This window comes from Microbulbifer sp. ABM4_008, assembly GCF_056311705.1.
In genome coordinates this window covers 3,320,381-3,335,894 of record NZ_CM149970.1, presented here as the reverse complement: position 1 = coordinate 3,335,894, position 15,514 = coordinate 3,320,381, and the positions used below count along the sequence as shown (strand labels likewise).

The window sequence follows — 15,514 nt, the reverse complement described above, 5'->3', positions numbered from 1 at the left end:
TAGTTGTATCCGTTTAAAAGAATAATCTTATAAAGAAGGTGTTGACTATGAAGTATTTCGTCACAGCGATGTTAGGTTTATTGGCTTCTGTGCAGCTTAGTGCAACAGAAAATATTTTGGATCAGTACTTTAATACATCAGATAATGGTGGGACCCTAAGGTACGATACAATATTTCAGTATGGTAAGAGTGGGAATGGTAGCGATTTCGATATGTGCGATAGCTATGTTACCACCCGAATCCCTGGAGACAAGATCACCGCTATAACCAGTTTTAGCGGTGATGAGAGAATCAAAGGGTTAAAACTCGAATACTTATATGCAGGAGATGAGGAGGTTGGTAAAACCACTATCTCCGGGTATCGAAAGTTGCTTGGTGCTACCGAATATATTCAGGGTTGGCGCTTCTATAAAAAGCGCGATGGCAATATTTCCAGGATTCGAGTCTACTTGAAAGACATGGCGGATAACTCAACCCGTGATATTACCTTTGGAGGTAATAATGGCTGGTATAAGTGGGAGGAATACCATCTAAGTATTGGAACCCGGTCAGTAGTTGGGTTTGCTGGTACTGCGAGTGATAGTAAAGTTTGGAGTATCTACCCTTGCGTTGCGGATCGTTTGGAGTTGGTGGAATCTGGAGTAGAGATTCACTGGGATCAGATTGTGGAAACTCCCAACAATACCAGGACATTCTTTGGTGAGAGATTGCTTGAGAACTCCGGCAGTATTGCCCAAAACGACAGTACAGAAGTCTGGTATACCGACGGGAAGAGTGAAACAGATACCTGGACTAATACTATGGGGATTTCGGTTACTGCTGGAGTTAGCTTGACCGAGGGGTACAAAGTCGGTGTTCCCGGTACTGTTGAAAATAGTGGCTCCATTACATTCAGTTTTTCTGAAACTTTTAGTGTTTCAACGACCGTTGGGGAAACATCGACCAAAAGCAACCAGGAAACTGTTAAAGATGCCATGCCATCTAATGTACCCGCTTATGGACTAATGATGGCGCGGATGATGGTGGAAAATAGCGAGGTTGAAGTTCCCTATACCACAACGGTCATGAATCCCCATAATGGTGATGAGTTCGAGTTGTCAGGAGTTATCAAAGGTTCCAGCTATTCCAATGCGCGGAAACGCTGGGATGAAGTGGGGCGGGCCTATCCGACTCGTTATGAGATATACCAGAGTTATGCTTGGGTGATCGAGTACTATGGGTTGGAAAATGCAAGTTTGATAGATGATCCGGATGTTTTCTAGATTGATATTGATAAGAATTGACTGGCCCAAATTATAAAGGGCCAGTCAATCATATGAGATTTGGCTACTCATCATGAAACCGGATTGAGCCTAAGCGAATCCTGTCATCTTCACATCCGTAGTAACTGAACTTTACAGTTTTCTGGGACATATATGCGGAAAGCAGAAAAGATACTTTGGTGTTGTATATGGCAGAGTCGTCATTGATAAGAAAAAAGGTGTTCTTGCTCACGCAGCTCACCTCTGTCTCTGGATTGACAAATCCTCTAAGTCTGACATCTACACCATTCGAGTGTACTTTTAAGTAGTAAATTTGCGCCTTCTCTGTCCAAGCGGCATCGCTGATAAGTGGCAGTGTAAATGGGATACTCAAAAGTAAATATATTAGAGACTTCATCCTTGATTCCTTACCAATTTATAAGTGGTAATTAAACCTTTGCTCTCCATGTTGGTTAACTACATCCTATAAAACTATAGCAAATAAAGTCACTTGAATAAGTGGCGCACTGCGTCGCAAAGTACTTTTCGGAGTAGGTATTAACGCCCATTCTGGCACCAAAATAAGGCTTCCAGTATGGGCGTGAATAAATTGAGGTCAAAAGAGGGATATCACGCAGTAGTGGCTTCTGGCAGTTTCAGGTCATCCTTATGAGTAGTTTGAGATGTATGAGGACTAAACAGTTTCTGTGATAGCAAAGCAGACATAAATGCCAAGACAAATAAGGCGCTAAACACCATTCCGCCGGTAATAACTGTAGCTAGACCGCGATAGATGGCAGCGCTACTTCCGGGGTTGAGCACTAAAGGGATATTGCCAAAGATGCAGGTAATTGTTGTAAGCATAATGGGGCGGACACGCAAGCTGGCAGCCATATATATCGCCTCTAATTGAGTGGCTCCGTTTTGCAATGACTTATGAAATTGGTTGACTAGTAGTATCGCGTTATTAACTACCAATCCCATTAAGATTACAAAGCCGATCATGGTTATTACATCCAGGCTTTGGGGGGTAAATAGATTTAAAATTTGTAAGCTAATCATTCCGCCTGCAAATGATAAGGGTACAGCACAGAGTACTGCTGCTGCTAACTTTGCGGACCTTTGGGCGAAATACATTAATAAGGCCAATACTGCGATAGCTGCTGCAAAAATTTTTAGGAACTCACTGAGGAACAGGTTGAGTTCATTGGCGCTACCTCTAAACTGTGTATGAAGATCATTGTAGGAACTTTCTGATAAAAAATCTGTCACAGATTGGTCAACATCCTCGACAAATGACTTCATAGCAACCCCTTCGGGAGGAGTTAAGTTTATTGATGCACTCACTTCCTGGCCGACACGAAGTATACTGGTTGGCGCCTGAGTGATTTTGGCGTCAGTCAATTCACGTAGAGGAATAAAGCCGTGACTGTTAATCAGTATCTCTGTATTTAGGAGCTTCTCAAGGTTTTGCGGTTCTCTTGCTTTAAGGTAAAAAGGAAGAGTGTTGGTTCCCGTATAGAAGTGCCCAATATATATTCCATCGGTTAAAGCCATCAGATGATGATTTAATTCCGATATCGTAATACCTAAACGAGCTAATTGTACTAGCTTGGGTTGAAATTCAATACGAACCGCTCTATTTTGAAGTGCGCTTCCCTCTTGAATTTGCGCCTCTGGAAACTCTAAGCGTAAATGACTCATCAGCTCACTCCCCGCCATCTGTAGTCGAGATAGCTTTGCCCCTTTGATATCTAACTGGCTAATACGGTTATTGGGTAGGGCAAACCTTAGTAAACCACCTTGTCTGAAATGTATTCGAGTCCCAATTAATCCAAAGAGAGCTTTTTCGTTTAGCCAACTCTTTAGTTCTTCAAAATCCCAGTCCCCTTTTGTGTATAGATAGAGATTGCAATTATTTGGGTTGCAAATTATTCCATAGGTTGAAACTTGGTTCTCTATTTCTTCTCTATTGGCTGTGATTCTATTTACGACCCGTTCCCCAATTTCATTTCTTATGGTCTCTGTGGATAAAGGACTTTCAAAGTTGATATAAACAGAGACCATATTTTGTTTGGGGTCTGGGAGGACATCAATGTCAGGGCTGGAAAAGAAGGTAGCGATGAGTGCGACGGGTAATCCTAACAAAATCACAGTGGAGGCTAGCTTAGGATTGCTTGCAGAACGGATAGAAAGCTTCACCCACCACTCAAGCGCCTTATTGATTTTGATACTACTGGATCCCTCCTCAGAAATTTCTGCTTTTCCAAGTAAGTGTCTGGCCAATGAGGGTAGTATTAGTAGAGCAAACAATAGTGATGCTAATAATGCGCTTGAAATTGTGAAGGCCAGGTCTTGAAAAAGCTGCCCTGTTGCTGACTGCATAGCAATAATGGGCAGGAACACGATAACACTGGAGATTGTAGATGAAACTAGTGAGCCCGAAACTTCTTTGGTTCCCCGCGTGATACTTTCCTGAATATTTATACCCTGCTTGCGCAGTCTTTGAATGTTTTCTACGACAATAATTGCTGCATCGACCATTAACCCGATAGAAAGTGCAATCCCTGCAAGTGAAACAACGTTCATACTTCTATTTCCAAGATACATTCCCAGAACTACCAGAGAGATACAAATGGGAATGCTTAGAAATATTAGGGTTAGAGTTCTGGGGTTACGTAAAAACCAATAAATAACCAGGCAGGCGAGTAGTGATCCCAGCAAGAGGCTTCCGTATACCAGACTGAGGGAATTCCGAATACCCGTGGAGTCATCCCGGCTTATGGCGAGCTTCATCCCCAATCGATTTAACTCGCCGTCATTTAATTCTTCTATTGTTGATTTGAGCTGGGCGATGGTTTCTAGAACATTGACATTTTCGGTAGGGCGTAGATAGAAGTATAGAGATCTATTGCCTTCAAGGGCAAAGTATAACCAATCTGAAGCTACACGCTCTTTTACCAAAGCAATATCCGAGAGTTGAATGATTTGGCTTTCTCGTGTTGCGATAGGTAACGTTGAGAGTTCCTCTAGTGGGATCTGACCTTTGAAATGAAGGGCATAATCTTTTGACCCAATTTTTAGATTTCCTCCCGAGCGATCCGTTAAGTTGTTTAGATTTTCGGTTATCTCACCAATGGTTAAAGAGTACCGAGTCATATTTTCCGGGTCGAACTCAATATCGACCCGTTGGGCAGTGGGTGTGCCGGCTTCTTCAATGGACTGTACACCAGGAACTTTACTAAAGGCTGGCTTAACATGATTTATAAACGCGTCGATTAATTGAAGTTCGCTAGCCGGTTTCTCAGAATATAGGAAAAAGGATCCAAGCGTAGCCCCTGCGCCATTTGCAAAATTGAATACATCCGGTGTGCGAACTTGTGTTGGCCAATTGGGTACTTGGTTGATTTTGGACAGTACCTCAATATACATTTGCTCCATATTTGCCTCCGAATGGAAGTCAATTACGGTCCAAGCCCAGCTACTATTAACATTGGTTTGCAATTCTTTGAGGTGGCTTAGGCTAGAGAGTTCCTGTTCTAGTGGAGCAATTAGTATTTGTTCTATTTCTTCTGCGGTCTTTCCTGGCCAGGAGGTTGCGAGTGCAATTTGTGGACGATTAATGGATGGGAGTAGGGCGTTCGGTAAATTTATCCCGGCTATAACCCCGGCTATTATTAGGGTAAAGGTACAACAGATGATAATTGAGCTGTATTTCTCCAGGGACTTCATGTGTTTTCCCTCTTTGTTGGAGTAACGGCTTCATTGAGTTGTAACCCTTCGTGACCTAGTACAATCAAAAGATCGCCAGGAGCGATGCTTGAACGTACGACAAAGTAATTATCGAGAGTATCTATTATTTGCACCCTGGTACTAACTGCTCTTTGGTCGTTGTCTAGAGTCCAAACCTTATATTGTCGCCCATTCTCAAGAATTACGGCGTCACTAGGAATTCTAGTAATGTATTCTTGCTCGCTATGACCCGCGAAAGGGGTAAACATAGTTATTTCAAATCGCTGTCCAACCAGTAAGGATTTGAATTTTTGTCTGTTTACTTTAAAGTAGAGATTAAAGTTCTGTGTTTCTGGGTTTACTATATGGCTGATATTTCTGAGTTCAATATCTTGCTCCTTAATTTTGAAGGTGCTATTGCTTAGCAGACTTTCTTTATTTATGTGTTCTTCAGGGAGACTACATTCAATTTGGTTTTCAGTTAGTGGGAGTAACTGCATAATTCTTTGTCCTGGGTTGAGGTTTTCTCCAGGATTAGCTTCTATGCTTAAAACTTGACTATCGGTTTTTGCGTAGTGCAGTAGTCGTTTAGAACGATATTCAGCTGTATTTAGTTGTTGTTCGAGTCTTTGCTTGGTTAATTGATAGGTGTCCACATTGAGCTTAAGGTTATTTAAATGAGACTGAGAAACCATGTCGGCGGAGCGAAGTTTCTCCAGTCTACCTAGTTCTTCTTCTGCATAGTTAAGCTGGCTTTGTGTTAATTCAATATCGGTGCGAATGATCTTCATTTGCTGGGAGAGATAAAAGTCATCCTGGGCTGCTACTAGTTCACCAGCTTTGATAATGGAGCCAACAGGCTTTATTTCTATAAGTTCAGCATCTGAGTGACTAGATATTTGATGTAAGGCAGGGGATGATACAGAGCAAAATAACTTTGTTCTAATAGCTTGCTCCCAGGGTTGTGCTGCTTCTACCAGTACTGTGCGGCTATCGTTGGCAAGGCTATTGGAGCCAATAATTAACAGAATAGGTGGGATGCTGCCCATAAAGAGCTTTTTAATTTTACTGTTTCTCATCCTGAGGCTCTGGTCGGTTTTATTTCTGAGTTAATTGCTTAAGCGCGGTAATTAGTATTTAAAATTAAATAGACTGAAGTGCCTTTAGTATTATATTTGACTAAAAGGTATTTGGATGAGCTATTTGCTGCAATCTCGGTGCGGTAAGATGAAATCTACAAGGGGTGAGTTGTTCACGTTCAGAATTTTATAAAATGTCAACTTTCACAATGGATGTCTTTGGCGCCAATAACTAGGTTTTACTGCATATATTGCAGTGCTTATATGCTCAGCTGGAAATGACGGCGGGAGTGGCGTTGTGAATTTCAGAGTGACTTGCCTGCTCGGGTTTTCTATCGGCGTAGTTTGAATAGGTGTGTTTGCAACTTACTTAAATGGTAAAGATGTGCCGATATTATAAGACTTAAATAATTAGCTTTAATAATTTGGTCAGTAAAATGTATCTAGGTCTGAGGTGGCCAGGTGTTAGGCTAATTGGTGTTGTGTTAATCGGGTGCACTGATAATGTTCTGTACACCCGAATTGATCTATGCGGAATTTGTGTGGTAGGAGTTAAAATTATAGTTAGAAAGGGCGTTACTCCTCTCGTCTTAACTCCAGACGTTGAGATTCACGTATACGAAAACGCCGTTTGTTTTCTCGCTCTCCATGAATACGTACTCGCTCACCAGACTGCATACCTTTCTGCTTTGCCTCTTTGGCGTCGATAAAGTAGTACTCACCGCTAGTTTCGTCTTTTACGGAGAAGCGATGATCCACTTCTCCTGTTTGAAAGTTCTCGGAGATCTCTTCCTCTAACACGCCAGTTACGGTCTCTTCGGCAATCGCTGAAGAGGAAAGGGCGAGAAGTAGGGCTAAGGGTAGATTTTTCATTGCGGTCTTACTCCCCATTAAATTATTCATCGTAAGTTACAGAAACAGTTGCAGAGTTGGTGCTGTTGTCAGTGGATAGGAATTCAATAGTGATTCCAGCAGATGAGTCAGTAAAGCTGTCCCCGGTAGTTGACAGTGTGGCTACCTGGTTGGCGGTAACATTGTTATTACTGGTGCCGCTAAGATAGTGAACGGTTACCGCATTTTCGTGGTGTGGATGGGGGTTGAGGGTGTCGTGCTCGACGTGGTATTCGATGTAATAGTAGTTTTCTCCATTCCTGCTACCAATACTTTCGGCCTTTAAGAGTTGAGGTAGATCGCTACTAAGCTCACCGGCAGTAAGTTCTATGGCTTGAAACTCAATATTAGTGGTGCTGCCTGCGACTGCCTCAATAGTTTCAGTGTATCCGGGGAATGAGTCATACCAGCCCATATAGTCACGATGACCGCTTCCAAAGAGTCGTGATTGCCAAGCATTGCCCATTAGGGAGCCGTCACTACCATATTCACTCTCACCGCTATCGTTGGTATCCCCATCATTATTATCGTCATTACCGGCGTGGCTCAGGCCAATATTGTGCCCAATTTCATGGCCCATAATCAGTTGATCACTATCTGCAATTATCATGCTCCAGCGGCCTCCGACAGAGGCGACTCCCGTGCCAACCAGTCCTGCACTGGCCGCAGCTTCCGGGAAAATGTAGACCCGATGACGCCAATCGTTGAGCTCTACGGGCTGGTTGTTGGAGTCTAGGTAATTGCTTTCGATCCAGCTGGTTGCCCTATCTCTCCATGTATAGCCGCTATCGTTATATTCACTGCCCGAGCGAGATTCCGCATCTTCGATGCTCAGTACACCACCATTCTGGCTGTCGGCAATGCTGTAGGTAAAGCAGTCTATAGAAGTGCTCTCATCATTGTCTTCACCGTAGCAGTATTGATCTAGTGAAGTGTCATTGCTTAGATGGCGGCTGAACTTTAGTTGTCCCAGGGAGTTTTCATGGTAGGCATTATCAAGAGAATCTGTGTCATTGAAAGCCATATTTGCAATTTGGGTAATGCTTAGATCATCTTCTACGGCGGCATCTGAGAAGTTCATAAAGATAAAGACAATGCTGCTTTCTGTGGCTTCGATGGTTTGAATAGAGAACACTACAGAGAGGGTGCTGCCATCGGTGAGCTGGAAAGAGATAGTGTCCTCCACGGACTCACCATCATTCAAACTCTGGGAACTGGTGTTTAATTGATATTCCCAGTTTCCACTTTCATAGAGAGTAAAATCTCCATAGCTTCCGGCCACACTGCTGGCTTGAAAGGTGGGGCTATTGCTATCGGTATCCTCGAGGCTGAGAGTGCCACTGGCATACTCTTGTGTCCCTACGATAAGTGATGCCAGGGGACTACTGGGGTTAAAAGTGTAGCCCCCCGTTTCTTCATCACTGTCGTCGTCCCCGTTATCGGAATCATCAGAACCACTGTTGTCTCCGCCGTCGGTACTTGTTTCGGTTTCAGTAGTCTCATCGTTGGAATTACTACTGCCGGATCCTCCTCCACAAGCTGTAAGGAGAACCGATAAACTGAATGCTGTAAGGAATTTTAGGGTATCAGGCATGACAAACTCGACGTATTTCTTAATCTAATTGAGCAAGGCGATTTGTAATTGATGGACAGCTGCTCAGTGGCCCGGTTCCTGCTGATTATTAGTTAAATAACTATATTTGGATTTTGGGTCACCTAAGGCAAAATAGCTATCGCTTTTTTGGCAGGTTGTGACGGTGTTGGACCAATTGCTATTAGCGCCTGTAAGTAATGTGAACCCCGTTTGAGCAATTGATGACAGGGTTCAAAAAGTTAACTAGGTGTAATGAGTAGGATAAAGGAATGAGACCTATATTTGAACGTAGAGTGCACTTAACCCCATTTGCTTTTTTGCACAGGTGGGAGTCTGAAATTGGGGTGTTTTTAGTTGGGGTTGATTAGAGGGAAATATGGATGTTGTCTTTCGTTGAAACAATCAAAGAAGGTGGAAGGAAGGGTAGGTTAATTGTTGTTGTGGCCGGTATAGGACTTTTGATCGCCGTGATATATCAACTGGCTACTCGCCTAAACCTTAATACAGCTTATTCTGTCGGAGAGATTATAGACTCACTTCATGGGGTAGAAGTTTATTACAATGGAGGAGTTAATAATGTTGAAGAGCGCAACACCTCGGAAGACGGTTATAATCTTGGCCTAAGGTACCAGTGTGTTGAGTTTGTTAAGCGCTATTATTACGAGCGATTTGGGCATCGAATGCCGGATACATTTGGACATGCTAGAGATTTTTTTGACCTGACAGTCCAGCACGGGAGTGTGAATACCAAAAGAGGATTACTGCAGTTTCACAACCAAGGTAATACCCCTCCGAATATTGGCGATATCGTTGTTTATAGCCCCTCCCTTTTTAACCCTTATGGCCATGTAGCTATCGTTTCTATGGTAGATATAGAGAATGCTACCCTGGAGATTATTCAGCAGAACGCGGGTCCATTTTCTCCCTCCCGAGAGCGTTACCCACTTATTTTCATGCCCTCAGGGCAATGGTATGTAGAGAATAACCGTATTCTCGGATGGTTGCGCAAAGAGTAATCAACTTTTCAGAGGGTTATTTAATGGATAACCCCCTCCATTAATCTCGGTCAAAAGCCATTTATCTGATTCCAGTACCGTTGGTCTTATCCGATGGTATGGGCCTGGAAGGTTGGTAGTGTGCTTCCCACGAATGGAGGCAACTATGAAACTATATTCTCTTTGGGCGCTACCTCTACTGATTGGTAGTGCTACTAGCCAGGCGGATGCCCTTGAATCACAGTGGGAGCTGGCGATGACAGCCGCTTATGATCGCGCTTCTGATAGCTCACTTTTTGAGGCGCAATCAAGTGTGTCTCGGCAAGCTTTACTACAGGGGGCACTACAGTATGAAGCTTGGGAAGGGCAGATCTCTGCATTCCACCAGGCAGAGCGCGGTGGCAGTGAAGACTTAGAGTTGGTAGTTGAGGAGCTTTTCTGGCAGGGGAGCTGGCAGGACTGGGATTGGTTGCTGGGCAAGCGCCGCCTGGACTTTGGTGTTGGTTATGGACATCGCCCCCTGGATTGGTTTTTACCCATTGAGCGGAATCCGGTATCACTTCAAGTGAGCGAAGGAGTTGGGGTAGTGTCTGCCAGTCGTTTCACTGAAAATGGAGAGCTAAGTGTAATGCTGGTGGATGCCGGTATCAGCCAGGCCTCTGGGGGTGACCACCCGAAGGGATTTGCCATGCGCTGGTATCAGCTTGGAGCTAGTGCCGAGTGGCAGTTACTGGGTTACATGGATGATCAGCGAGGTATGAACTTAGGGGGAAGCTGGGTTAATACTTATGGAGAGCAATGGGAGATTCATACAGAATGGCGCTACCAGCAAGAATACTGGCGCTGGCGAGCCCCAGCTTTGACGGCTATGCCAAAACAGGAGCAGATGGATGATGGCTGGCAAGCTCTTATAGGAATGACTTGGGCAAACAGCATTGGGCATTCGGTTATTTTAGAGTACTGGTTTGATAGTCGGGCCTGGGGGAAAAGCGAATGGGAGCAGGTGCTTGATAACAGCCTATGGTACCAAAATCAGGGAGTGCAGTGGGATGGCCTTCGCCAATCCTCAGCAATGGCCTTTTTAAGTGATAATACCCTGAGGCATAATTTACTTTTACATTGGACGCTTACCAATAATGAGTACCATCCAAAAGTAGATTTAATATACACGCCTGAAGATGGTGGCCTTATTTTAACTATCGGGGGTGAGAGGGAGATGGCGGACGATTGGGTACTTGGAACATCCGTAAGATATTTTGCTGGTCCTGATGAGTCTGCTTTTGCGCAGCTTCAAAACCAGGCTGTATTTACCTTGAGTACGACTATTGTTTTTTGAGTGGAGTTAAGGGTGAATCTGTTAAGAGAGTGCTTACGTACATTGATAATTTGTGTGGTGGTGGCGGTGATCACTCAGGCTATCTGGGGGGGAGCTATGCAGTTCACGGCGTAATTTCTCTGGCGTACGGATTTATAGCGACATCCACGAGGCAGGTAGTCGAGTTTTTCAAGCCCACTTGGCCCTCAAAAGTAAAGTATGCGGTAGTGAGTTTAGCGGCAACTGTACTGGGAACTCTACATGCTTGGTGGTGGGTATCGGGTTTTGGGGAATTTCGGGCACTTGATTTTTTAATTATTGCCATTCTTCTTTCCATTTTTCTCTATCAAGTTCATCTTAACCGGGAGCAATCTCACCAGCTTGAGAGGGAACGTCAGGAAGCTGAATTGTTAAAGCTTGAACAACAAAAGACTCTTGCTCAAAGCCAGCTAAAAGTGCTGCAAAGCCAGATAGAGCCTCATTTTCTTTTCAATACTCTGGCCAATCTAAAAATGCTAATTCGTCACGACCCTCAAAAGGCAGAAGACCTACTGGATAACTTTAGTGATCTCTTGCGAATTAGCTTGAAAAAATCCCGTTCCGATCAGGTATCTTTAAAGGTTGAGCTTAGCAGTTTGAAATGCTATTTAGAGATTCAAAAGATACGCCTGGGGGAAAGGTTAGAGTATGAAGTTGATTTATCAGGGGATGTGAGTTTAGAGGCATTTGTTCCCCCGTTACTTGTGCAACCCTTAGTGGAAAATGCAATTTTTCATGGCATTGAGCCTGCAGCCAAAGGTGGACTGGTCCGGTTGCGGGTGAAACAGAAGGAAGGCCAATGGGTTATTGAGGTGGAAGATAATGGTGTGGGACTCACTGCTGGAGCTAATAAACTTAGCTCCAGCAAACACAATGGGATTGCGCTAAGCAATATTAGGGAGCGACTTTCTACCCTTTACCAAGAGCGTGGTAAGCTACTGATTCAAAGTAATAATCAGGGCGGAGTAACTGCCCGTTTGGAGTTTCCATGCGTGCCATAATTGCAGATGATGAGCCTTTATTGCGTCACCATCTCGACCAAATGCTTGCCGATATTTTTCCTGAGCTTGAGGTTATTGGTAAAGCCTGTGATGGTAACGAAGCGTTAGCTCTGTGCCAGCGAGAGGAGCCTGATGTGGTTTTTCTCGATATTCGTATGCCTGGAATGGATGGTTTGGCTGTTGCTGAGGCTCTTGGCAAATTACAAACAAATCCTATTATTGTTTTTATCACGGCCTATGATGAGTATGCTGTAAGTGCTTTTGAGCATGAGGCAGCCGACTATCTGCTAAAACCTATTGATGACAAGCGATTGGAAAAAGCTTGTGATCGTATTCGGCAGCGCCTGAGAGACCGGGAAGAGGGTAACCTAAAGTCAGGACCTGATATTGAGGCGTTACTGAGGCAGCTTTCCTTAAGCAGACCTGAGTACCTTCGTTGGATTAAGGCAAGCAAGGGAGAAGATATTCATCTGATTGCCTGCGATGAGGTTTCGGCATTTGTGGCAGAGGACAAATATACGACGGTTTACTCTGGTCAGGGTGAGCATATTATTAGAACCCCACTAAAGGAGTTGTTAGCTCAGTTGGAGCCAGATTTATTTTGGCAAATCCACCGTTCTACAATTGTCTGTGTGAAGCGTATTCAAAAAGTATGCCGTGGAATAACTGGCGGTGTATCTGTGGTGATGGATGACGGGCGTCAATATACGGTGAGTCGCAGGGCTGCTTCGTTGTTTAAAACAATGTAGCGATTAACAATTTATATTTATCTTAACTTAGGGGGGGTAAATTAATCCCTCCAATTAAATTGATATGTATGTCAGAGATTCATATCTGCTACCTAAGATTTAATAACTTTATCGCCCCTTATTTTTCATGGCCGGACATTCAGATTGGTTTGGTATCGAGAGATCTTTAGTCTAAATGCTCCAACTGCCACTGATCAAAGGAAGGGTGATAAGGGGGGCGATAAGAGACTATAGCGTTAAAGATGATATTGGCTTTATTGAATTACTATTAAAGCCGTGCTTTAAACTTAATGGGACTTTAATTGCTAAGACTTTAGGATGGTTGCTGTTTGGGTTTGAATTTGGACGCTTGTTTACATGCTATTGCTATATGATTTGACTAATAATCTTGTGCGAACTGGGGGGGTGTTTTTGTAATTGTCGGTAATTTACTTTAGGGGTTTGATTGGCATAATTGCCCGCGACTTGAGGGGTGGAGTGTTTTTTAATTGTAGATTAACTATTTTGGTGGGTTTGAGTTTGTTTGTGCCTGGTGCTTGAGATTCTGCCTGAAGGTCTATTTTCTGCTCATTTGGCTTGTAAAATAGGCTAAGATTTTTCTTTATGGTTTTTCTATTTTAGGACATTTTCTTAAATGGCTGGGAAGGTATATGTGCTGCATTCTTCCCGAAAGTGCCTAATCTATTTTCCTCTTGTAATGGCAGGTATTCTGCTGTGAGTACCTGTGTGTAAATTTTCTCCGATAATTAATGGAATAATTATGTTGGATAGTTTTAAGTTGGATCCTTCTTCTGTAGAAGGAGTTGAGGATCTAATTGAGGTGAAATCTCCCTACTTTGCGCTAGAGGCTTTATATTTTGACGCTGACGGCTGGCTTGTTGCTAAAGTGCCTGTGCAATGTCAAAGTACATATGAAAGTAGTTTAATGGATGTCGCGGAGATTGGTCGACACTTGGCAATTTTGGGCTCTTGTTTTGGCGCTTTGGCCAATCCAGTAAGATCCAAGCATTACTACTTGGCGCGCAAAGCTGATTTGAAAACTTATGATAGCTTTGTTTCTGATATGCGCCCTGATTACCTTCTGGCCCGAACCAAAGCCGTATTTGCCAGTAAGAGAGAGTTAGTTGCTGAGGCAGAATTGTTAGACCCTGCTGGTGAAGTGGCGGCACGACTTAACGTGAAATATCATGTAATGCGGGAGCGATCTTTCCATAAGATATATAGTGATAGTATCCATGATATCACTCCTGTTATTAGCGATATTAATCCTTACTCCAAAAGTATTGATATTAATGTACATAATATTGATCTAATGTCTCTGACGGCAAGTATCGGTAGAGTTACTCCAGAAATGTGCATGGGGCATTTTGATAGGGTGAAAGCGTTGCCCGTTGCTATTGCCTCGCAGAGCCTTATTAAGTCATGTTGTATATTTTTGAGGCGGTTGACAGGTGAAGATAGTGCTCGTTTTATAGTTACTTCTGCGGATTTATGTGCGGACAACTTAGCGCTGGCAGGACAAGATGTAGATATAAAAGTAGAACTCTTAGATGTTGAAAACGATGTTTTTATTGTTCGTACTATAGCTACAAATAATTTGGGACAGTCTGTCGGTGAAATGACCACCCATATTGCAATGGTGGATTAGTCTTTGTAAATTTCATTTGATATTTTATACAGATCAAAGGAACTGCTCTTTTGGTCTGTATCCTCTCTATGTGCATCGCGCACTCTTATTAGTATCAATTTAGATACCAAGTCTTCAATGTTTTGGCGATTATGCAGTCTTTACTAATTGGTACTCTCTCCTGAGTTTAGACACTTTAACGATAGCATCTCTTCGCGTGCAGTAATTTTCCACCTATCCACCCTCTAGGGAGCCTCTGAATAACTCCGTAATGCCTCTGCGGGTCTTGAAGGCTGCAGATGTTAGGCGCAGCTCGCCGGGAATGGCCGTAGCCCTTTGCAAGAGCTGCAACGCAGCAGCTGTGGCCTTCAAGGACCGCCCTTTGGGGCTTGCATAGCGATTCACACTCCGCGTTGCGACTTCTTGAAAGGTCTAGACATTCCTGCGAAGCCGCGCCTTGATTGTGAACCGCTCTGCATGCCAGAGGTATCACGGAGTTATTCAGAGGCTTCCTACAGCCATTTAGCATAAGTTTCTGCCTCTTATCCTCCCCAGAGACAGTTCATCGCACTGTCCTGAATGATACTTGGATGCTAGGTAATCTATTAGAAATTCAGAAGCAAGGAGAAGTGTAATGAAAAGGTTACTTGTAATAATGGCTTTAAATCTTGGGGTGAGCGTTTCATCTCTTGCTGCCCAGGACGCACAAATTGAAGATTTGTACCAAAAAGCGGCAGCACAGGGTGGGGCGGCGATAGAGGAGTCCTATGAGGCTTTTAAGGCGTTACAGAAAGATAATCCTTCTGATCCTATTGCACTTTTTTACCTGGGAGCCAGTGAGACTCTAATGGCAAAAGAAAGCTGGTTGCCCTGGAGAAAGGTCAGTTATGCAGAGAATGGAATTGCCCGTATGGATAAGGCGCTCACCATAATTGAAGAAATGGATAACCCTGGTCGTTCCTCTCAGGGGATGCCTCAAGACTTGTTGCTTAAAGGCATTGCCGCAACAACTTTTACTAAAGTGCCAAAGTTCTTTAATTCTTTTGACCGTGGGTTTGAACTTTATCATGAGTTGATGGGCGATCCACGCATAGGATATATGCCGCCAGACGCTACTCGCTGGATTTACTGTGGCGCATTGCAGGCTGCAGAGCTTGAGAGTGACAAGGCGTTAGTGAATTTATGGGGAGCAAAGGCTGAGAGTCATGGCATATCAAATCCATGTGGTGATGTTAAAAACTCTGACTAATA

Annotated in this window: 12 protein-coding genes; 7 read left to right on the top strand and 5 right to left on the bottom strand. The window is 43.6% G+C overall.

From position 1 onward, the window contains the following. Positions 1-47: 47 nt before the first annotated feature. The gene (locus ACYX4J_RS14395; protein ID WP_476176890.1) at positions 48-1,262 is read left to right on the top strand and encodes a hypothetical protein; all 1,215 of its coding nucleotides are present in this window, start codon (positions 48-50) and stop codon (positions 1,260-1,262) included. 64 nt (positions 1,263-1,326) lie between these two features. Here the strand turns inward: ACYX4J_RS14395 and ACYX4J_RS14390 are convergent, their stop codons facing one another. The 5 genes from ACYX4J_RS14390 to ACYX4J_RS14370 all read right to left on the bottom strand — a co-directional run bounded on the left by ACYX4J_RS14390 (position 1,327) and on the right by ACYX4J_RS14370 (position 8,537). After that, positions 1,327-1,659, bottom strand: a complete 333-nt coding sequence (locus ACYX4J_RS14390) for a hypothetical protein (RefSeq protein ID WP_444905878.1) — start codon at positions 1,657-1,659, stop codon at positions 1,327-1,329. A gap of 212 nt (positions 1,660-1,871) precedes the next feature. Continuing rightward, positions 1,872-4,973, bottom strand: coding sequence for an efflux RND transporter permease subunit (locus tag ACYX4J_RS14385; RefSeq protein WP_476176889.1), 3,102 nt, complete (start codon positions 4,971-4,973; stop codon positions 1,872-1,874). Beyond that, positions 4,970-6,052 carry an efflux RND transporter periplasmic adaptor subunit gene (locus ACYX4J_RS14380; RefSeq protein ID WP_476176888.1) on the bottom strand — a complete coding sequence of 361 codons (1,083 nt, stop codon included), beginning with the start codon at positions 6,050-6,052 and terminating at the stop codon, positions 4,970-4,972. Before ACYX4J_RS14380 ends, ACYX4J_RS14385 begins: the two co-directional genes overlap by 4 nt. A 576-nt stretch (positions 6,053-6,628) precedes the next feature. Further along, positions 6,629-6,925 carry a hypothetical protein gene (locus ACYX4J_RS14375; RefSeq protein WP_475708386.1) on the bottom strand — a complete coding sequence of 99 codons (297 nt, stop codon included), beginning with the start codon at positions 6,923-6,925 and terminating at the stop codon, positions 6,629-6,631. Positions 6,926-6,947: 22 nt separating this feature from the next. Continuing rightward, complete coding sequence (locus ACYX4J_RS14370) at positions 6,948-8,537, bottom strand: VCBS domain-containing protein (RefSeq protein WP_476176887.1); 1,590 nt, start codon at positions 8,535-8,537, stop codon at positions 6,948-6,950. A gap of 380 nt (positions 8,538-8,917) precedes the next feature. Between ACYX4J_RS14370 and ACYX4J_RS14365 the strand changes: the two genes are divergently transcribed. The 6 genes from ACYX4J_RS14365 to ACYX4J_RS14340 all read left to right on the top strand — a co-directional run bounded on the left by ACYX4J_RS14365 (position 8,918) and on the right by ACYX4J_RS14340 (position 15,512). Beyond that, positions 8,918-9,553 carry a CHAP domain-containing protein gene (locus ACYX4J_RS14365; protein WP_445358723.1) on the top strand — a complete coding sequence of 212 codons (636 nt, stop codon included), beginning with the start codon at positions 8,918-8,920 and terminating at the stop codon, positions 9,551-9,553. 145 nt (positions 9,554-9,698) lie between these two features. Beyond that, positions 9,699-10,868, top strand: coding sequence for a hypothetical protein (locus tag ACYX4J_RS14360; protein ID WP_476176886.1), 1,170 nt, complete (start codon positions 9,699-9,701; stop codon positions 10,866-10,868). Between the two features lie 206 nt (positions 10,869-11,074). Beyond that, complete coding sequence (locus tag ACYX4J_RS14355; RefSeq protein ID WP_476176885.1) at positions 11,075-11,887, top strand: sensor histidine kinase; 813 nt, start codon at positions 11,075-11,077, stop codon at positions 11,885-11,887. Beyond that, positions 11,875-12,636, top strand: a complete 762-nt coding sequence (locus tag ACYX4J_RS14350; RefSeq protein WP_444905870.1) for a LytR/AlgR family response regulator transcription factor — start codon at positions 11,875-11,877, stop codon at positions 12,634-12,636. Before ACYX4J_RS14355 ends, ACYX4J_RS14350 begins: the two co-directional genes overlap by 13 nt. 760 nt (positions 12,637-13,396) lie before the next feature. Continuing rightward, positions 13,397-14,284: a hypothetical protein gene (locus tag ACYX4J_RS14345; protein ID WP_445360024.1), complete on the top strand. Its 888-nt coding sequence runs from the start codon at positions 13,397-13,399 to the stop codon at positions 14,282-14,284. Positions 14,285-14,897: 613 nt separating this feature from the next. Further along, positions 14,898-15,512 (top strand): hypothetical protein, encoded by a 615-nt coding sequence (locus ACYX4J_RS14340; protein ID WP_476176884.1) that lies wholly within the window; start codon positions 14,898-14,900, stop codon positions 15,510-15,512. Positions 15,513-15,514: the final 2 nt, after the last annotated feature.

Coding starts and splice junctions, on each gene's coding strand:
- ACYX4J_RS14395 (WP_476176890.1), top strand. CDS start 48: ATGAAGTATTTCGTCACAGCGATGTTAGGTTTATTGGCTTCTGTGCAG.
- ACYX4J_RS14390 (WP_444905878.1), bottom strand. CDS start 1,659: ATGAAGTCTCTAATATATTTACTTTTGAGTATCCCATTTACACTGCCA.
- ACYX4J_RS14385 (WP_476176889.1), bottom strand. CDS start 4,973: ATGAAGTCCCTGGAGAAATACAGCTCAATTATCATCTGTTGTACCTTT.
- ACYX4J_RS14380 (WP_476176888.1), bottom strand. CDS start 6,052: ATGAGAAACAGTAAAATTAAAAAGCTCTTTATGGGCAGCATCCCACCT.
- ACYX4J_RS14375 (WP_475708386.1), bottom strand. CDS start 6,925: ATGAAAAATCTACCCTTAGCCCTACTTCTCGCCCTTTCCTCTTCAGCG.
- ACYX4J_RS14370 (WP_476176887.1), bottom strand. CDS start 8,537: ATGCCTGATACCCTAAAATTCCTTACAGCATTCAGTTTATCGGTTCTC.
- ACYX4J_RS14365 (WP_445358723.1), top strand. CDS start 8,918: ATGTTGTCTTTCGTTGAAACAATCAAAGAAGGTGGAAGGAAGGGTAGG.
- ACYX4J_RS14360 (WP_476176886.1), top strand. CDS start 9,699: ATGAAACTATATTCTCTTTGGGCGCTACCTCTACTGATTGGTAGTGCT.
- ACYX4J_RS14350 (WP_444905870.1), top strand. CDS start 11,875: ATGCGTGCCATAATTGCAGATGATGAGCCTTTATTGCGTCACCATCTC.
- ACYX4J_RS14345 (WP_445360024.1), top strand. CDS start 13,397: ATGTTGGATAGTTTTAAGTTGGATCCTTCTTCTGTAGAAGGAGTTGAG.
- ACYX4J_RS14340 (WP_476176884.1), top strand. CDS start 14,898: ATGAAAAGGTTACTTGTAATAATGGCTTTAAATCTTGGGGTGAGCGTT.